The following is a 19,047-nucleotide window of genomic DNA, read 5'->3' on the forward strand; positions in this document are numbered from 1 at the left end:
AATAGATATTGATGATAAATTCGTCTATGGGCATCTCACAACTCCATTGTATTCTTGGTCGAAAACAATAGATTAGTGAGGTGCTCTTCTTTTTTCAATCACTTTCGAAGTTGAGAGTGGGGTTTTATTTGTCTTTTTTATGATTCGATTGTAATGATAGGAATCGCTTTGAAAACGTTGTTAAACTATAAAATCGATAACCAGTAAGCCTTCTAAGCATTATTAAGTAAATTTTTATAATGAAATGGTATTTTTAAGCTGTCTATAGATAAGCTAATGGATAGCAATAAATAAAAATTAGTGCAATTAAGTTAGCTTTATTTTAAAAGGGGATGATTTGTCTATATAATACTGACGAAATCGTAATTATCAACGCCTGTTTATTATTATTTTGTTTTTATCGTCTCAACTGTCTATGACTCTTGCTTATGATTTACTTGACTGTATCGGTCTTTACATTGCTCTCTATCCTCATGATGGTCATACTTTTTGATCGGCAGCTATGTGGGCGACTATTAGATAAAGTAATGGTGTTTTTTCATCGATTGCCTAGCCTAAAATTCAAGCGTCCATCAATAAAGACACCAAAGAAGGTATTTCATTATCGTATCAAGCAGTTTATTCGTTTTATTTCAGATATAGATGTTTCTCGTATTCCAGTGATATCGGCATTGTCTTTTTTGATTGTCATGGCAACGGTTGGATTGTGTTATGCCCTGATTACCAATCATTCTCTGGAGGTTTATCATGCCAATGATACCGTGGCTAGCACGACAAATTTGCAAATCAGTCAACTACTCATAGGAGAGCGTCTGCGTCCACCGTCGCCTCCGCCAGAGGAGCTGTTTGCTGAACTAGAAGCTGAGGTTGCAAGCTATCAAGCTGACAAGACAGAGGAAGGGTATTGGCCGGATAATCAGACAAATATACCTCAGACTGATAGACCGCTCATGCTCCCTGAGCCTGATTTGTCTGACTTAAACACGCAAGATAATAGCACTGGCTATTCAGGTGACATGTTGGCTACACATCTAAACAACGGTCATATCAATATTAAGAATGCTGACCGTAATTGGCAAAAAATGAACTCAGATTTTGTTCAACGGCTGTTGACTGTGTATAAAGTAATGAGTGACCAATATGGCTATGACATGGTGCTATTAGAAGGCTATCGTAGCCCTGCAAGGCAAGCAAGACTATTGAAAAAAGGGACTCATGTAACGAAGGCAGGATCATATAAGAGCTATCATCAGTTTGGTTTAGCAGGCGATAGCGCCTTTATCAGAAATGGTAAAATTGTCATAAGCGAAAAGGATCCTTGGGCAATGCGAGGCTATAAATTATATGGTAAAGTAGCCAAATCTGCCGGACTTGTGTGGGGTGGTGATTGGCGCATGATGGATCTTGGGCATGTCGAGCTGCGCAAAAAAGGCGTGCTCGGTCGCCCAGAAATGGCTGAGATTTTGACCAGTCAATAATGATAATAAAAAGCTAAGGTAAACTGAAAGTATGAATAAATGTATGATATTGCCAGTATCATTAATCGCTGCTACTTGCTTGCTAAGTGGTGCGATCGCCGGATGCAGCACTGATAAATTGAGTAAGTCAAATGACAAGGTATCAGCATTGGCAGGCGAGCCTCCTATTATAGATGCCATGAGCCATATCGTTGATAATGGCAAAAATAGTGCCGATTTGCAAAGTCTAAAAGCACAGCTAGAACTGCAGCAACAGCAGCTAGCGACCATGAGTGCTGAGCAGCAAGCATTACAAGAAAAACTGAAGCGTCAGCAGATTACTCTAAATATTAAACCCACCACTAATGCCAATGCAGGACGTACCAAAGTAGGCACAGCAAGTACTGCCTATATCGCATTTTTGGAGGAGGAGAGTCAGTTTACGGATATTGAAGCGCTGGCGGCCAAAGAGATCAGTATTATCCCAAATCGTGAGAGCAGTCTGACCGTGAACATTCCGCAAGACGCGCGCTTCATCGCTATTAAAGTGGGGCTGAGATATACCAAAAAACGTTCACAGTTTCTTATCCCACTTGCCAGTCTCAATTTTGATACGCCACTGGCGATCAATATTGGTGGATGCGATGTCAGCATTACTGAAGGTGTTGACCCAGCACTGGCACCTACATTTACCACCAAACTTAAATATTATCAGCAGCCACTAGTCAGCTGTTCTTAGGAGATTGTCTTGAGTAAACACAGGGTATTATGGAGAGAAGGGTTGTTTTTGCGACCCCAACATTTTCAGATTCAAGACACTTATCATGACTCGCAACGAGCTTTGAGTATGATGCTGGTGCATCCTTATGCTTATGGCGTATCTGATGTTCAGATTGATAAGCAACTTTTGGAAAGCAATTTACTAAGCTTTCAAAGTATTTATGCGGTATTGCCCGATGGTACGATATATCATGCGCCTCGTACTGACACCTTACCCAAAGCCATTACCTTAGATACCCAAGACAATGGCGATGAAGTTTTCGTATTTTTGAGTTTAGAGATTGTCCATAGTGGCGGCAGCAATATACAGACGGATCGTAGTGACAACCCAACACGCTATGCAAGGGGCGCTATTGAGGCACAAGATCTATATAGCCAAGCGGCTGAAGCAGTCATTGACGTGATTAAACTGTCGCCAAGTTTGCAATTAAGCCATTCTGCGCAAGCGCCTAGCCAAGATACCGTGTCCTTATTGGTAGCCAAGCTCGTGCTTAACACTCAAGGCGTCTATCAAGTCGATGATGATTATATCGTCCCAAGTGTGCATATTACGAGTAACCCTGCGCTTGTTGGTCACGTATATCGTTTGATGACGATGATTAATACCAAGTCTACGTCGCTGTATGACCATCATCGTCAGTCAAACAATGACTTACTGGAGTTTCGCTCCTCGGATATTGCCTCTTTTTGGCTATTGCATACGCTAAATACCGCATACTCTCAGCTCAGTCATCTATATAATAATGCCAAACTACATCCAGAACGCCTTTATGAAGCATTATTAAATGTCGCCAGCCAATTGGCTACTTTTAGCTCATTATATAAGGTGGGCGACTTACCTTCTTATCATCACGATAATGCCAATGACTCATTTGTTAGTATTATTTTGATTATTCGTGAGCTACTCAATACTGTCATTGCCAGTAACTTTATTTCGATTCCATTACGTCAGAATAAGCCATCTTATTATACAGGCGAGCTAAGTAGTGACAAGATCACGCGTGGCTCACAGCTGTATCTGTCTGTTAGCTCATCATTGCCGATGCACGAGCTCATCGACATCGTACCACGCCGATTTAAAATTGCGACGCCTGACTCAGTAGAGAAACGTGTGTTGTCAGCGCTGCCAGGCTCTTCTATTTCACATGTCAGCCAAGTACCCAGTGCGATACCAGTGAGACCAGGCTTTAGCTACTTCACCATCGAACCGGTAGGCGAGCTATATGACGAAATGCTCAAATCTGAATCTATCTGTATTTATGTGCCCAATGGCTTTGATGATTTAAAAATAGAGCTAATGGCTATCGTACAGTAGTTCTTTTTGTCTCTAGAGGTGCTGAGGTTGCAAGATGAGTATGCACTAGGGCGCGCTCTCATTTTGAGGACACGCCCTCAATAGTATTTGAAATAATAAGCATTAGGAATAATCATGTCAGGGAATAATTCAATGGGTTCTGCACCTTCGTTGTTAGATTCAGGCGAAGTGGCTTCAAAGGTCTCAGCAACTGGTCTAGATAAGCGTATCAGTAGTCAGTCGCTGGTAGACATCATGTATGACGGCTTTTATTTGGTGTTTTTATTGCGCAATCATTATTTCAGCACTGAGCCGCGTCAATTTCGTCAAAAAATATATGATTTCTTAGATAAATTCGAGATGAATGCGCGCAAAAAAGGATTTCTGTCAGAAGATATCCATGAAGCTAAGTATGCGTATTGTGCGTTGATTGATGAGACCATCATGACCTCGCAAGAGCCAGAGTTTCAAACTCTCAAAGATGCTTGGGAGCTAAATCCTTTGCAGCTGGATTTATTTGGCTCACAAATTGCTGGTAATGAGTTCTTTGAGCGTTTAGATGGGCTACGCGAGCAAGGAGAGAGGCGTCTGCCTGCTCTGGAGGTCTATCACTATGCGATGCTGCTTGGCTTTCAAGGGAAGTATCGTTTAGAGGCACCAGAGAAAATTCGTTATCTTATCTCACGCTTAGGGGATGAAATTGAGCATCTAAGGGGTAATAAGAACGAGTTTTCGCCTTTTTGGGCGATACCCGACCAAATCAAACACACGCTCACGAGCGAAACGCCACTATGGGTCATACTCACAGTCATGGCAGTGTTGTTAACCGCGATATTTGCGACCATGTGGCAATTTACCAATAGTTTCTCGAATGAGCAGCTGTCAGCATACGACAATGTGATTCAAGAAAACAAAGAGCAAGCTCATATCTCAATTTTCCTACCTTAATTATTTTCCTTACTTTAAATGCTAACTTCTTTAACAGTTTTTATTTCAGCTGCATACGTTGTGCTGAAATAAAAACTGTTAGGACAGCAAGGTAATGGTTGTTATATCGTTGGCTACTTATTTTTCTACTGAGCTTTATATAAGTTTCTTCATGCCAATAAGAATAGCAGCTATAAAAAAACCCTCATCAAAGAGATGAGGGTTTTGGCAAATGCCATAATTGAATTAAAGATAATTCAAGAAATTTACAACTAAAATGTGGCTCTCCAACCTGGGCTCGAACCAGGGACACACGGATTAACAGTCCGTTGCTCTACCAACTGAGCTATTGGAGAATAAGCTGCAAGTGTTTAAAACCTTACAACGAGCCTTAGAAGCCTCTAACGAGTTCTTGCTAAGTGGGGCGTATTCTAGCAAAAATAAAAAATACGTCAAGCCTTTTTTGCATAATTATCAAAGATAATTATTTTAATAAGGGGATAAGGCTTTTTTCGAGGTTTTTTGCCAAAAAAACTCCCAATTGTGAGATGAATAAAAAGACGCCACATAAAGGGATAGGTGGCGTCTTCATTTATAAGCAAATTTCTAAGCACATACTTAAGCGTAGTAATTTTAAGACAGTGGCTGTTTAGTCTTTATTCAGCAACGTCTAGATCAGCCACCGCTTTTTCGATACGTGATAAGGCGTCTTTTAGCGTTGCTTCATCAGTTGCGTAAGAGATGCGCATATAGCCACCAAGACCAAAGGCGTCACCAGGCACCACTGCTATGCCAACTTTCTCTAACAACCATGCTGAAAATTCAGTACATGATGACAGACCAGCGGCTTTGATGAGTGGTTTGATGTCAGGATAGACGTAGAAAGCGCCATCAGGACGCAGGCAGGTAATACCTTTAATCGCGTTCAAACCATCAACGACTAGATCACAACGCTTTTCAAAGGCTTCTACCATCGGCGTGAGCACGCTTTGATCACCACTGATAGCGGCTTCAGCAGCAACTTGGCTGATCGATGTTGGGCATGAGGTTGACTGTGATTGTACTTTTTTCATTGCCCCAATCAGCTTGGCAGGGCCACCAGCATAACCAATACGCCAGCCAGTCATCGCATATGCTTTTGACACGCCATTTAAAATAATTGCCCGTTCTTTTAGCTCAGGTGCGGCATTCAAAATATTGTAGAACTTATCGCCCGTCCAGCGGATGTGTTCATACATGTCATCTGAAACAACATAAACTTGTGGGTGCTTTCTCAGCACGTCAGCGATGGCTTTTAGCTCATCCAACGTGTAAATCATACCTGTTGGGTTAGAGGGGCTGTTTAGTACCAGCATTTTGGTTTTGTCAGTGATGGCGTCTTCTAACTGCTCAGCGGTGATTTTGAAATCTTGCTCAGCAGGGCATTTGACGATGACTGGCACACCTTCTGCAATGATGACCATGTCAGGATAGCTGACCCAGTAAGGTGCTGGAATGATGACTTCATCACCTGGATTGATAAAGGCTTGCGCAAGGTTAAAAAATGATTGTTTACCACCGACCGATACTAGGATTTCGTTTGGCTCATAGCTGATATCGTTGTCACGCTTGAATTTTTCTATGATGGCTTTTTTGAGCTCTGGCGTACCATCGACAGCGGTGTATTTGGTAAAACCGTCATTAATGGCATCGATGGCTGCTTTTTTGATGTGCTCTGGCGTATCAAAATCAGGTTCACCCGCACCCAGACCGATTATGTCTTTACCAGCTGCTTTTAGCTCTTTGGCTTTATTGGTAATCGCTAGCGTAGGCGATGGCTTGATGTTGTTGACGCGGTCAGAGAGTTGCAATTCGCTCATGAGAGATCCTTTTTATAGTGGAGTGGGATTGGTGAAGCACTATCATTAATTGTATAACGTTTGAGATGTTATTAGGACACGATATCAGGCAGCTTCAAAAACTGTCGCAATGGAAGTTGATTTTTGAAAATAAATAACCGTTAATAAAGACAAGCGCTTTTAACAGGTTGGATATTTTCATGATAAATACGTTGACTAATCAGCCCTTTAATTCAAATATATTTTTGATTTTTAGTATTGTAGCATGCCGTAATTAGGCTGTCTTATAAGGCTAGTAACATAAAACGACAGACCTAAGAGCAATTTTTCCAGTGCGCGAGAGTAAACAGGTCCAGTCAATTAAGAGACGCATTGATTGCGAAACCACAACAATAAATCGATAGCCTTGCGCTATGATTGTTTAGATTTAATAAATAAAATGGATGATACCTTAATAAAAAAAGGTTAATGCCATCAGCTGACTAAAGATGATAAGCAAGTATTTGACACCTGAATGCATGGGAAGTTGTGTACTATCAGCACAAATAAAAGGACGTTTACGATGACTGACTCTACTAAGAAATTACATATACTTATTACTGGCGCGACGTCTGGTATTGGCAATCAATTGGCAAAAGACTATCTACTAGACGGTCATCATGTCTATGCTGTTGGTCGAGACGATAGGGCATTGGCTGCGCTTGAGTCATTAGGCGCAGAAACGGTTGACTTAGATCTCATGGATCGAGATAAAGTTATCGATGCTTTTGAAAAAATTGAAGAGGTTGATTTGGCGATTTGTGGCGCTGGCATGTGCGAATATTTGGACATGCCAAACTTCGATAGCGCCTCTTTTATGAAAGTGATGTCGGTAAATATGGGTACGTTGTCACATGCTATCAAAGGGATATTGCCAAAACTAATCGCCTCAAAAGGTCGCTTGGTGGGCATTGGTTCAGCATCTGCTTATGTGCCATTTGCTCGTGCCGAAGCTTATGGAAGCTCAAAGGCTGCCATCCATTACCTAATGAAAACTTTGCAAATTAGCCTTGCACCGCATGATGTGTCGGTGAGCTTGGTCGTACCGGGTTTTGTTGAAACGCCTATGACCAAACAGAATGATTTCCCTATGCCGTTTATCCAGACAACAGCGCAGGCAAGCCAAGCCATCCGCGATGGAATAGAGAGTGGGCATGATGTTATCGAATTTCCCAAAAAGCTCACTTTACCGTTAAAGGCGCTGGGTACATTGCCAGATTTGGTATGGCAACAAGTCAGTGAAAAGCTCAATAAAAAGTAATTTATCATTATCAACAAAAATATTATCCACTATAAAAACAGCAAAAATATAGAAGGGAATGCTTTTATGCCGTTTATTCGTTTCAAGCGTGCAAATAACCAAAAAATAGCCAACGACAATACAGTAAAGGATTCAGACTATCAGTCAGCGCAAAAACGTATCGCCATTATCGGCTCGGGGGTGTCTGGCCTGACCTGTGCTCATTATCTGGTGGCACAACATGAAGTAACGGTATTCGAGGCTAATGATTATATCGGTGGGCATGTAAATACCATCGATGTCGCGCTACAAGATGGCAAAAAAGCAAAGAGTAGCAATGTAGAGAGCAGTGCTATAGATACTGGGTTTATCGTCTTTAATGAGCGTACTTATCCCAATTTCTTTCGTCTACTTCATGAGTTGCAAGTGCCGTTTCAATCGACTGACATGAGCTTTTCGGTAAAGAATACAGCGCGCCATTTTGAATATAATGGCCATACACTCAATACGTTATTGTCGCAGCGTAAGAATGTCCTCAATCCAAAGTTTTGGCGATTCATCAAAGATATTTTACAGTTCAATAAGCATATCAAGCAGCTACGCCAAGACTACGAAATGGCACGTACTCAAGGGCAAGATGTCAGCATTTTTACTGAGCAAACCCTAGGTGACTATCTCACACAGCAGAAGTATGGTCAGCTGTTTACCGATAACTATCTACTGCCGATGGTTTCTGCTATTTGGTCAACCAGTCTGGATGAAGTGCAAGATTTCCCATTGGTGTTTTTTGCGCAGTTCTTTGACAATCATGGTTTGCTCGATGTGGTCAATCGTCCGCAGTGGTTTACGATCAAAGGTGGCTCAAAACAATACGTTAATAAATTGATTCCGCGATTTATCAAAGCGGGCGGTAAGGTGAGAGTAAATAGCCCAGTACAGTCTGTGGTTCGTGATGGCGATCAGGTATTATTGACGGTTCAAAATAAAGGTAGTGCTGATAACACTATCGAGAATCTTGTATTCGATGAAGTTGTTTTTGCTTGTCATGCAGATACTGCGTTAAAGATTCTAAAAGATGCCAGTACTGATGAGTCTGAGGTACTGAGTCACTTCCGTTTTACCAAAAATACCGCCGTACTGCATACCGATATCAGTGTGCTGCCGAACAAGCCATTGGCATGGGCCAGCTGGAATTATCTGATAGATGAGAATCTCTCGAATAAAACTGCGCGACAATCAGCTGCTGAAAATCATACTGAAAAATCGCAAATATCAGCAAAACCAGTGCTGACTTATCATATGAATATTTTGCAACGCCTGACCAAAAAGCACAATTATTTGGTTACGCTGAATCCAGCAACTGCTAGTAAAAGTGTGGATGATAAGCAAGTCATTAAGCGCATCGATTATAGCCATCCAGTGTTTGATTTAGCGATGATTGATGCTCAAACCAAATGGTCAAGTATCTCTGGTAACGGCTTGCACACGCATTTTTGCGGGGCCTATTGGTTTAATGGTTTTCATGAAGATGGCGTGCGTAGTGGTCTACGTGTCTGTCAGGCGCTCGGTCATGATATTGCGATAAAGGACGAGGTTGATCCGACTCATCTGCCTGATGCCGAGAGCGCACATACGCCGTTTCGTTATAAAGACCTGCCGGTAAAGGCGGATACCAAATTGCGCGCACTTAATAAGCGTCAAGTTATTACTGCGACGACCAATCAGGAGCTGGTTGAGTATGCTGAGCGCTTACAGAGTGCCGCTGCTGGTGATACAAACCAACATAAAAAACGCAGTTTATTTGGTCGCCGTAAAGTGCAGTGATTTTGGGAGTGAGATCAACGAACACTATTGAAGAGAATGCTATGTCTATTGAAACCGACACGCCTAATAAGCTGTTACCCCATCAGTTATTTCATGGGACGACTTGGCACAGTCGGTTACTGCCAAGTGTACATAAATTTGCGTACCCATATCGTTATTGGGGCATCAATATCAGCGCATTAGCTATAGGACAGGAACTGCCGGAAGTAAGCACAGGTATTGGTGGCAAAAATAAGATTGTAAGAAGGCTGCTTTCAAAAGGGGGACTGACCAAAGGATTGCCATTATTTTCCGCAAAGAAAAAAGCCTTGCAGCAGTTTTGTCCTGATGATTATTTACAGGGGCTACCTTTACAAGAATCAAATAGCCTAAGTAATTGCTCAATTAGTGATAATCATGATAATTATTGTTCAAATCCTATTCAAGCACTTAATCATCGCTTAAGCCAAGCGTTTATTGAGCAAGCGGGTAGTGCACCAACAGGCGGTATTATTGGTATGCTCGTTTGCCGTAATGCTGGTATGTATTTTAGCCCAGTTAATTTTTACTTAGGTTTTGATGAGCAGCAGATACCTTCACACTTATTGGCTGAAGTCTCTAATACACCATGGGATAAGCGTCATTATTATGGGTTTGCACTCAATGGCGTGGATACTGAATTTTGTCATGATAAAGATTTTCATGTATCACCTTTTAACCCGATCGATCAGCTATATCGTTGGCAGGTTAAGGTAAAGCAACAGCCAGATAATTGCTTGCAAGTTCGTATTGCTATTGATATCAGCGATGAGCGCGGTGAGGTATTAAAAACGGGTATAAAAATGGCTGGCGTTCCAATGACCGCAACAATGATTCGAAATAGTCTGCGAAAAAATCCGCTAATGAATATGACCTCTATAAGCCGTATTTATTGGCATGCTTTCAAGCTTTATGCGATTAAAAAAGTGCCTTATATTCATTATGATGAAAAACTGGCCGATAGCCAACAGAACAAAGCACCGACTCCAAAAGAGATTCTTTGATTATTGAAGGGCTAAAGAACAGTTAAAGATATTTATCAGCTTAACGCTCAAGCATAGAGCATTTAAACAAGGACGAATATACGATGTCAGCACGACCAACCAACCGAGCACCCGTTTCGACATTAGGGACATTGACCACACAGATGAGTAAGGTCGTTAATGAGAGCGCCATTTTTCAGCCCGTCAGTGCGGGAATGAATCAGGTGGCAAGAAAGCTTATATTTCGCGCATTAGCGCATATACAGTTTGGTAGCCTGACTATAGTCGAAGCATTCAGCGCACAAGCACCTAATACCGTTAGCTTTGGTAAAGTTTCCGATACTGTCGCGAGCAGTTCGGCAGTTGGTCGCCATTCACTACACGTCACCTTGATGATTCACGACCCTGCTGTCTATCGGCAGCTGTTGCTTGGCGGATCTATTGCGCTAGCGGACAGTTATATTAATGGTGAGTGGGATACGAACGATTTGACAGGATTGATTCGGTTGGCAGCACGTAACTTGGCGGTGTTGAATAAATTAGAAAGTCGCTTTGCAGGCGTGAGTAAGGCCTTTGAAAAGGCGAAACATCGGCTACGTAGTAATGATAAGTCTGGCGCCAAGTCCAATATTTTAGCGCATTATGACTTGGGCAATGATATGTATCAGCGGTTTTTGGACGATACGATGATGTATTCAGCAGCAGTATATCGTACGCCTGATGTATCACTGAGCGCAGCGCAGCAGCATAAGCTGTCGCTCATTTGCCAGCGATTACAATTGACGCCTGATGATCATGTGATAGAAATTGGAACAGGATGGGGCGGTTTTGCTATTTATGCCGCCACACATTATGGCTGTCACATAACGACGACGACCATCTCTGACGCCCAGTATGATGAAGCGCAGCGCCGAGTCAAAGCGGCAGGGCTGTCTGATAAAATTACACTGCTGAGGCAAGATTACCGTGAGCTGACGGGGCAGTACGACAAGCTAGTCAGCATCGAGATGATTGAAGCCGTTGGACACGAGTACTTGCCGACGTTTTTTGCCAAATGTAATAGCTTGCTCAAACCCACAGGGCTGATGGTGCTGCAAGCGATTACCTTTAATGATCAAAACTACCAAGATTATGTTAATTCAGTCGATTTTATCCAGACGCACATTTTCCCCAGTGGTTGTTTACTTTCTAATCAAGAGCTAAACAATCAGTTTACTGAACAAACCGACATGGTCATCAAGCAATTACATGATTACGGTTTCGACTATGCCCATACCTTGCGCGATTGGCGTGCGGCGTTTATGGCGCAGCGTGAAGAAATTAAAGGGCTTGGTTATGATGATGCCTTTATTCGCCTATGGGAGTTTTACTTTTGCTACTGCGAAGGTGGATTTTTAGAGCGTACTATCGGCGTGGTACAGTTGACCGCAGTGAAGCCAGATAATATTGATGTGATGCATTTTTCCGATTTGTCTTCTCATGATACTCTCACCGATGAGCAAAGCAGCCGCCTGATTCACGATATTATGAATTCTGATGAGAGTGGTAATGCCAATAGTGATAGCCAAGATGCCTCCAAACAAAATATCGTGTTTTAATAAGTGGTGTCTTAACAAGCTGTGTCTTAACAAGCGACGACGGAAACAAGCTGGAATGAAAAAATGCTAATTAAAAGGATGTGATTATGGGTTATGTATTTGTATATCTGGCTGCTGTGATTATATTTTTGGGTATTGACGCAGTTTGGCTTAAGACCATGACTGGCTTATTTTATGAAAAACGTATCGGGCATCTGCTTGCCGATGAGCCAAACATGATTGCTGCTGGCGTGTTCTATATGTTTTATCTACTGGCTCTCTGTATCTTGATTTTATATCCACAAATCAAAGCAGGCACTTCGATTGGTCATATCTTCTTGCTTGGCGGCTTGATAGGGCTGATGGCTTACGGTACTTATGACTTTACCAGTTTAGCGTTGTACAAAGGTTTTACACTGGACACAGCGTTGGTCGATTTTGCTTGGGGCGGCATCTTGACAGGTTCAGTGAGCGCCATTGTCGCTTGGCTTGCTTATCGCTTTCATTGGTTGAGCTAAAGTTAAATAGTTTAAGGTTTACATAACCTAGACCATTCAATGACAGAGGGCCGTTTGTGCTCTCTTGTGAGCTACTGTATAAATGATACCTATTATAAATAAGTGTTAAACCATTCAAGGATTTTTATGCCGCAATACAATACCAGCTCGACTGCCAAAAAAGCCCCGTTAAATCATGAGCTATATATGTCGATACTCATGACGCCTGATATGGCAAATTTTATTGGCAATGTGCATGGTGGTGATTTGCTTAAGATGTTAGATCAAGTCGCTTACGCTTGCGCCAGTCGCTATAGCGGTAATTATGTGGTGACGCTGTCTGTTGACCAAGTGATGTTTCGTGAGCCTATATATGTTGGCGAATTGGTTACCTTTGCGGCAAGTGTCAACTATGTGGGGAATACTTCGATGGAGGTCGGCATTCGCGTCGAAGCAGAAGATGTTCGAGCCCGTACTGTACGCCATACCAACAGCTGCTATTTTACGATGGTCGCTATCGATGATAATGGCAAGCCCACACCTGCGCCGCCACTTGATATCAAAAATCCCATGCAGCAATGCCGCGCTGATGCCGCACTAGAGCGTAAAAACCTGCGTCTGGAAAGCTCGCATCGACCCAGTTGTGATATAGGAGATATGATTGGTGAGCTGGCTAATCTTCATGATCGTTAAGACAAATAGACCTTGTATAGTCAGTTAAACGGCTTTCAATATACGGTCTATTAATCTGGTTAAATATATATATCTGCGTTCAAAAAGCCTATATCGAGATTATTATGAGCTTAAAACCATCGGAAGCCGAGTCACACACTCCTGTTTCTCATCAGTCAGCGCCGCATAATAGTCGTGCTCGAGGCACTGGTACGCTCATTAAAGATACCACTTCTGATAGTGATTCTCGTTCTGTATTAGACGGTTCTGCTAAGTCGACCACTAATAAAGACAAGCAACATTCCGCTTCATTGGTAACGGTATTAATTGCCGTTGGAGCCAACATTATCATTGCGATTGCCAAAACGGTAGCAGCATTTATGACGGGTTCTGCTTCTATGATCGCAGAGTCAGCGCATTCGTGGGCAGATGCAGGTAACGGTACCTTATTAATCGTCGCCGAGAAAAAGGCGATCAAACCTGCTGATGAAAGCCATCCCCTCGGCTATGGCAAAGAAGCTTATGTCTGGTCGATGATTGCCGCTTTTGGTGTCTTTATGGCAGGTTCGATTGTCTCCATTTATACTGGTATCACCGAGTGGAATGCTGCGGAAAGCGAGACCAACTATACCATCGGTTTCATTGTATTGGCGATTGCGTTTGTGCTCGAAGGGTTTTCATTAGGGCAAGCTTACTTACAAAGTAAAAAGCATGGTGAAGCGATAAATGTCAGCGCCATTGGCTATGTGGTCGATACGTCAAACCCAACTTTACGTGGCGTATTCTTTGAAGACTTGGCAGCTGTCATTGGCTTGGTTGTCGCTGCTGCTGCCATGGGTATGCATGCTTATACGGGACAGCCGTTTTGGGATGCGCTCGGCTCTATCATTGTCGGAATATTATTGGGTGCGGTAGCCATCTTTTTAATTAGCCGTAACCGTGACTTTTTGGTCGGTTATAAAGTATCAGAGAGGATACATGGCTATGCATTGAGCGAGTTACTCAATCATCCAGATATAGATAGTGTGTCGTACTTACATTTGGAGTGGGTGGGACCCAAAAAGATATTTATGGTGGCGGCAGTCGATATCGCTGGTAATCAAAAAGAAAAAGAGATTGCCCAAAAATTCGAAATTATTGAAAGTCAGTTCCGTGCGAATCCTTTATTTCAGGAAGCTATCCTGACATTATCTGTACCCAATGCCGAAACTTTGAGCTTACCCAATAGTTATAACCAAGATGCCTGATAAAGAGAAACTAATATGAAACTAAGTCTTCAGTCTGCTATAGAGAGCCCTGTTGGGCGTTCACTCATGGTTCGCTCATTAAGTATGGCCGTTGTCACTATTAGCGCAGTAGCCAGTCTGACTCAAGCACAGGCTGAGCTGGTAATTCATAATGGGTCTGCTCAACAGCAAAGCGTAAGTATCAATAGAATAAGTGCGAATAGCGCTTCTATTAACAATACCGCTTTTATGAATAATAATATTTCCCCAACAGATACGTCTATCGTTAAGCTGATGGAAGTGATGCACATTGATGAGCAAATAGAATCTATCGTTAACGGGCAACAAGCGGCTATTAATGCTATCAATGTACAAACGCAAAATCGTACTGAGTCAGTAGGTGATGGTAACTTAAATAAACGCCAACAGGCGCTACAAGAGCAGATTCAAAAAGTGCTAGGTCAATATGCCAAGATAATGACCAATGGTATAGGCAATGCTACTGACAAGCAGACGTTGACGCAAGCATATATTAACGCAGCAAAAACTTACTATACGCAAGCGGAAGTTGATGCTCAAATTGATTTTTATGATACGGTGATGGGTCAAAGTATCTTGTCGAAACAACCACAGATTACAGCTGCATTTCTAAAGCAATCTTTGCCTGACGATACCAGTGAGACAGAGGCGCAGCTGGGTGAGCTTTTACCGCAGATGCAACAAATAATCCAAGGTGTTTTTTAACTAATAACTGACAATTTAGCTACTTTAAAGCCCGTCTCTGAACGCGAATCTTAAAGTTATTACACATAAATTAGTACACACAAAAAAGGTCACTATAAAAGTGACCTTTTTTGCTGATATGGACTATCTTATTGATATACCTGTTTTATTGGTATAACTGGTTTAGGTACAAAGATGTTATTTCTTTGGTGCATTGGCACCGATGAACCATGCATCTTTATCGACAGTACGGCTTATTTCCGTTAATAGGTCAGCGGTATCTTCGTCACCCGCATCACCAGCAGCATCAATCCCTTCACGCAATGATGCCGCAATGGTCTTATAGCGATTGGTAAGCTCACGAACATGCTGATCGACTTCAGTGATATCAGTAGGGTAAGTCTCGAGGATAGAGTCCTCAACGACACGTTTAGAGATACCATTGGCTTTACCGCCAAGGATAACAATACGCTCAGCAACCGTATCATAAGCTTCAGTCAAGCGACCATAGGTATCATCTAATAACTGATGCACACCGATAAAGCCAGTACCTTGCAAATTCCAATGACATTGCTTACTGTCCATACTCAAATCAATGAGATTCGCTAGATTAGCGTTCAATAAGTCGATCATTTTCTTTGCGGTTGCATCATCTATTCCACTTGCGTAACGTTCTCTCATGTTCTACTCCATTATGTGTATTATTTTAATGAAAATCTCATTTGTTGTTATTGGTATCTTACTTATGAACTACTTGTTGATTCGTTATAAATAATAGCAGCTTAAATGAAGATTGAAAGCCTCAAGCGTTAGGCTTTATTAGGTGGTCGTGTAATGAGTTTGTTAATCATGAAAAGCTTTGTAAATTTAGTAGTTGCTGTGTGCGTTTTTTATAACGAAGGTACTATTTATTCGTTATAAATAGGGCGTGTGACGTCATATCTAGATGCCAATATTGTAAGAGAAGATGACAAGATAAAACCCTTAATTACCTTTAAAAACCCTAGCTTAGACCCCACATTGTTATAAACCTTCAGAAGAAGAAAGCCATTATGCGAATGCCTGAACCGCGCTCGTCGCGTCAGTTAAACCAATTGGCCACTCAGCTACAGGGCGAAGCTGAAATTAGTGGTGTCAATGCGTCTGGGACGCAAATATCAAGTCGTGCTTTTGAGATGGTTACCGAATTTGAGCCAGCAGGCGATCAACCGCAAGCGATTGAAAAGCTCGTCAACGGTATTAATTCTGGCATGGATGAGCAGTTACTACTGGGTGTAACGGGTTCGGGTAAGACCTATACCATGGCAAAGGTCATCTCTGAGACGCAGCGTCCAACCATTATCATGGCACATAACAAAACGCTTGCCGCGCAGTTATATGGTGAGTTTAAGTCATTTTTTCCAAACAATGCCGTTGAGTATTTCGTCAGTTATTATGACTATTATCAGCCGGAAGCCTATGTCGCGGCAAGTGACACCTTTATCGAAAAAGACAGCGCTATTAATGATCATATCGATCAGATGCGTCTGTCAGCGACGCGAGCACTCCTAGAGCGCCGTGATGCAATTATCGTCGCCTCGGTCTCGTGCATTTATGGTTTGGGTGATCCAGAAAGTTATTTAAAAATGCTGCTGCACGTCGTCGTTGGGGACAAAATTGATCGCACTGCTACCATTAAACGTCTTGTTGAAATGCAATATACGCGCAATGAGCTAGACTTTGGACGCGGTACGTATCGGCTGCGTGGCGAGCTGCTAGATATTTATCCTGCGGAGTCTGAGCAGCTGGCGGTACGTGTGCATTTATTTGATAATGAAGTGGAGAAAATTACTTGGTTTGATCCATTGACAGGTAAGACGGTACGTAGCGTGCCGCGTATTACTATTTATCCAAAGTCGCACTATGTGACGCCGCGTAATAAACTGGAAGCTGCCAGTCATACGATTCGGGCTGAGCTTGAGCCGCGTTTGGAGTATTTCCGTGAAAACAATAAACTGATTGAAGCACAGCGTCTTAAAGAGCGTACCCAGTATGATCTTGAGATGATTCAGCAGCTCGGCTACTGCAACGGTATTGAAAACTATTCGCAGCATCTCTCTGGTCGTCCATCAGGGGAAGCGCCGCCGACCTTATTTGACTATATTCCAGAAGACGCACTGCTGTTCCTTGATGAGTCACATGTCACTGTTTCGCAAATCGGTGCAATGTATAAAGGCGATAGATCACGTAAAGAGAACTTGGTCAATTATGGCTTTCGTTTGCCAAGTGCGATGAACAACCGTCCGATGAAGTTTGAAGAGTGGGAGCGTATCAAGCCAAAAACGATTTATGTCAGTGCCACGCCTGCATTGTATGAGCTTGAACACAGCGAGCAAGTGGTCGAGCAAGTCGTGCGTCCAACGGGTTTGATTGATCCTGAGATTGAGATTCGTCCTGTATTGACGCAGGTCGATGATGTGTTATCAGAGATTACTAAGCGCCGAGAAAAAGATGAGCGCGTGCTGATTACCACGTTGACCAAGCGCATGTCAGAGGATTTGACCAGTTATCTAAAAGAATACGATGTCAAAGTTGCCTATCTGCACTCGGACATCGATACCGTTGAGCGTATGCAGATCATTCATGAGTTACGTACAGGCGTGCATGATGTGTTGGTCGGTATTAACCTATTGCGTGAAGGGTTAGATATGCCAGAAGTGTCATTGGTCGCGATATTTGATGCCGATAAAGAAGGCTTTTTGCGTTCTGAGCGTGCACTTATTCAGACCATCGGTCGTGCTGCGCGCCATATCAATGGTAAGGCTATCCTTTATGCTGATCGTATTACCAACAGTATGCAAAAGGCGATAGACGAGACCGACCGTCGCCGTGAAAAACAAGTGGCATTTAACCTTGAACACAACATCACACCAAAAGGGGCGCGTCGCAGTATTACTGATAAAATCGATACGGGTGACGATCAGAATGCCAATGACAATCAAGTGATTCCTATCAAGAGCAATCTACCTGATGTCGATATTAGTATCTTACGCAGTCCTGATTTGCTGGCGAAAGAAATCAATCGTCTTGAAAAGCTCATGAAGCAGATGTCGCGTGATTTGAAGTTTGAAGATGCTGCAAAAACGCGTGATAAAGTGCTAGAGTTAAAGGCGCATTTGATTTAGATGGTAAGGCTTAGAATATAAAAACAGTAGGCGGGTTAACAGATAGTTAGCTCGCCTTCTTTTTGGATTATAAAAAGGAGAATAAAAATTGGACACTAAAAGAATATTTGTACTGGGTAATGGCTTTGATTTAGCACATTATCTACCAACTGCTTATGTGCATTTTATGGATGCAATGATGGTTGTGGAATCTTGCGAAGAAGAAAAACAACTTGGTTTTGATGACTTGTTTCAGAAATATATCTCAGGTGAGTGTTCCAATAGAGACAAAGATTTTTTTACAAAGACTAGGGAGTTGTATAAAACAGATGATTTGAGGTTATCGATTGATACTGTAAATGATTTGCAAGAGAAGTTAATAAATAATGGTTGGTTTCAGCATTTTAAGCATCATTTGACCGATGTAGATACATGGATTGATTTTGAGAATGAGATAGAAAACAGCCTCCTATCTTTTGATTTTATTTTTAATATTGATTTTAACACTAGTACTATTTCAGATAATTTAAACAGTATGTATCCAAGTACTGAACCAGATGTAAACATAGAGAAAATCCTTGATAATGAAAAAATATTTGATTGGAGATTGCTAAACCAAACTGGTCTCAAGGTGAACTATTTTATAAATTTACTTAAAAGTTTTGGAGTTTTAAAGCACGTATATGGGCATATTACCTATGAAGTAGAAAATAAGTCTGGAAGACACCTTAATTATGTAAGGCAAGAATCTAAAAGGTTAACACTCAAAGATTATGAACCGCCCCGGGATTGTCGGAGACTCAACATTC

Annotated in this window: 16 protein-coding genes and 1 tRNA gene; 14 read left to right on the forward strand and 3 right to left on the reverse strand. The window is 42.1% G+C overall.

Annotation, left to right across the window (positions count from 1 at the left end):
• The first annotated feature begins 428 nt into the window (after positions 1 to 428).
• From INT03_RS01525 to icmH, 4 genes are all read left to right on the forward strand, one after another.
• Complete coding sequence (locus INT03_RS01525) at positions 429 to 1,478, forward strand: M15 family metallopeptidase (protein ID WP_226950379.1); 1,050 nt, start codon at positions 429 to 431, stop codon at positions 1,476 to 1,478.
• Positions 1,479 to 1,509: 31 nt separating this feature from the next.
• Positions 1,510 to 2,196, forward strand: a complete 687-nt coding sequence (locus INT03_RS01530; protein WP_193007298.1) for a hypothetical protein — start codon at positions 1,510 to 1,512, stop codon at positions 2,194 to 2,196.
• 9 nt (positions 2,197 to 2,205) lie between these two features.
• Complete coding sequence (tssK, locus tag INT03_RS01535) at positions 2,206 to 3,552, forward strand: type VI secretion system baseplate subunit TssK (RefSeq protein WP_193007299.1); 1,347 nt, start codon at positions 2,206 to 2,208, stop codon at positions 3,550 to 3,552.
• Positions 3,553 to 3,666: 114 nt separating this feature from the next.
• Positions 3,667 to 4,479, forward strand: coding sequence for a type IVB secretion system protein IcmH/DotU (gene icmH, locus INT03_RS01540; RefSeq protein ID WP_060491495.1), 813 nt, complete (start codon positions 3,667 to 3,669; stop codon positions 4,477 to 4,479).
• A gap of 259 nt (positions 4,480 to 4,738) precedes the next feature.
• On the opposite strand, the gene INT03_RS01545 is transcribed toward icmH, so the two are convergent.
• Positions 4,739 to 4,814: transfer RNA gene (locus INT03_RS01545), tRNA-Asn, on the reverse strand.
• Between the two features lie 300 nt (positions 4,815 to 5,114).
• A complete protein-coding gene (locus INT03_RS01550) occupies positions 5,115 to 6,317 on the reverse strand; it encodes a pyridoxal phosphate-dependent aminotransferase (protein ID WP_193007300.1) in 1,203 nt (400 codons plus the stop codon).
• A 541-nt stretch (positions 6,318 to 6,858) separates the two neighbouring features.
• Between INT03_RS01550 and INT03_RS01555 the strand changes: the two genes are divergently transcribed.
• From INT03_RS01555 to INT03_RS01590, 8 genes are all read left to right on the forward strand, one after another.
• A complete protein-coding gene (locus INT03_RS01555; RefSeq protein WP_193007301.1) occupies positions 6,859 to 7,596 on the forward strand; it encodes an SDR family NAD(P)-dependent oxidoreductase in 738 nt (245 codons plus the stop codon).
• Positions 7,597 to 7,662: 66 nt separating this feature from the next.
• Entirely contained in the window at positions 7,663 to 9,399 is a 1,737-nt protein-coding gene (locus tag INT03_RS01560) for an NAD(P)/FAD-dependent oxidoreductase (RefSeq protein ID WP_193007302.1), read from the forward strand.
• A 41-nt stretch (positions 9,400 to 9,440) separates the two neighbouring features.
• Positions 9,441 to 10,421, forward strand: a complete 981-nt coding sequence (locus INT03_RS01565) for a DUF1365 domain-containing protein (protein WP_193007303.1) — start codon at positions 9,441 to 9,443, stop codon at positions 10,419 to 10,421.
• 83 nt (positions 10,422 to 10,504) lie between these two features.
• Complete coding sequence (locus INT03_RS01570; RefSeq protein WP_193007304.1) at positions 10,505 to 11,998, forward strand: SAM-dependent methyltransferase; 1,494 nt, start codon at positions 10,505 to 10,507, stop codon at positions 11,996 to 11,998.
• 86 nt (positions 11,999 to 12,084) lie between these two features.
• The gene (locus INT03_RS01575) at positions 12,085 to 12,495 is read left to right on the forward strand and encodes a DUF2177 family protein (protein ID WP_193007305.1); all 411 of its coding nucleotides are present in this window, start codon (positions 12,085 to 12,087) and stop codon (positions 12,493 to 12,495) included.
• 126 nt (positions 12,496 to 12,621) lie between these two features.
• Positions 12,622 to 13,167: an acyl-CoA thioesterase gene (locus INT03_RS01580; RefSeq protein ID WP_045451264.1), complete on the forward strand. Its 546-nt coding sequence runs from the start codon at positions 12,622 to 12,624 to the stop codon at positions 13,165 to 13,167.
• Between the two features lie 104 nt (positions 13,168 to 13,271).
• Entirely contained in the window at positions 13,272 to 14,393 is a 1,122-nt protein-coding gene (locus INT03_RS01585; protein WP_193007306.1) for a cation diffusion facilitator family transporter, read from the forward strand.
• A 15-nt stretch (positions 14,394 to 14,408) separates the two neighbouring features.
• Positions 14,409 to 15,116, forward strand: a complete 708-nt coding sequence (locus INT03_RS01590) for a DUF2059 domain-containing protein (protein WP_193007307.1) — start codon at positions 14,409 to 14,411, stop codon at positions 15,114 to 15,116.
• Between the two features lie 177 nt (positions 15,117 to 15,293).
• Here the strand turns inward: INT03_RS01590 and dps are convergent, their stop codons facing one another.
• Positions 15,294 to 15,776 carry a DNA starvation/stationary phase protection protein Dps gene (dps, locus tag INT03_RS01595; protein ID WP_045451268.1) on the reverse strand — a complete coding sequence of 161 codons (483 nt, stop codon included), beginning with the start codon at positions 15,774 to 15,776 and terminating at the stop codon, positions 15,294 to 15,296.
• Positions 15,777 to 16,147: 371 nt separating this feature from the next.
• On the opposite strand from dps, the gene uvrB reads away from it, so the two are divergent.
• Entirely contained in the window at positions 16,148 to 18,259 is a 2,112-nt protein-coding gene (uvrB, locus tag INT03_RS01600; RefSeq protein ID WP_025652097.1) for an excinuclease ABC subunit UvrB, read from the forward strand.
• Between the two features lie 88 nt (positions 18,260 to 18,347).
• Positions 18,348 to 19,047 (forward strand): AbiH family protein (locus INT03_RS01605; protein WP_226951661.1); only part of this gene is annotated, 700 nt, incomplete at its 3' end.

It is taken from the genome of Psychrobacter sp. PG1, from assembly GCF_014897815.1.
In the GTDB taxonomy this organism is placed as follows: domain Bacteria; phylum Pseudomonadota; class Gammaproteobacteria; order Pseudomonadales; family Moraxellaceae; genus Psychrobacter.

Bases quoted from the DNA above. Each gene is read 5' to 3' on its own strand.
- icmH (WP_060491495.1), top strand. From the start codon at position 3,667: ATGTCAGGGAATAATTCAATGGGTTCTGCACCTTCGTTGTTAGATTCA.
- INT03_RS01560 (WP_193007302.1), top strand. From the start codon at position 7,663: ATGCCGTTTATTCGTTTCAAGCGTGCAAATAACCAAAAAATAGCCAAC.
- INT03_RS01555 (WP_193007301.1), top strand. From the start codon at position 6,859: ATGACTGACTCTACTAAGAAATTACATATACTTATTACTGGCGCGACG.
- INT03_RS01585 (WP_193007306.1), top strand. From the start codon at position 13,272: ATGAGCTTAAAACCATCGGAAGCCGAGTCACACACTCCTGTTTCTCAT.
- INT03_RS01530 (WP_193007298.1), top strand. From the start codon at position 1,510: ATGAATAAATGTATGATATTGCCAGTATCATTAATCGCTGCTACTTGC.
- INT03_RS01590 (WP_193007307.1), top strand. From the start codon at position 14,409: ATGAAACTAAGTCTTCAGTCTGCTATAGAGAGCCCTGTTGGGCGTTCA.
- INT03_RS01525 (WP_226950379.1), top strand. From the start codon at position 429: ATGATTTACTTGACTGTATCGGTCTTTACATTGCTCTCTATCCTCATG.
- INT03_RS01580 (WP_045451264.1), top strand. From the start codon at position 12,622: ATGCCGCAATACAATACCAGCTCGACTGCCAAAAAAGCCCCGTTAAAT.
- INT03_RS01570 (WP_193007304.1), top strand. From the start codon at position 10,505: ATGTCAGCACGACCAACCAACCGAGCACCCGTTTCGACATTAGGGACA.
- dps (WP_045451268.1), bottom strand. From the start codon at position 15,776: ATGAGAGAACGTTACGCAAGTGGAATAGATGATGCAACCGCAAAGAAA.
- INT03_RS01565 (WP_193007303.1), top strand. From the start codon at position 9,441: ATGTCTATTGAAACCGACACGCCTAATAAGCTGTTACCCCATCAGTTA.
- uvrB (WP_025652097.1), top strand. From the start codon at position 16,148: ATGCGAATGCCTGAACCGCGCTCGTCGCGTCAGTTAAACCAATTGGCC.
- INT03_RS01550 (WP_193007300.1), bottom strand. From the start codon at position 6,317: ATGAGCGAATTGCAACTCTCTGACCGCGTCAACAACATCAAGCCATCG.
- INT03_RS01575 (WP_193007305.1), top strand. From the start codon at position 12,085: ATGGGTTATGTATTTGTATATCTGGCTGCTGTGATTATATTTTTGGGT.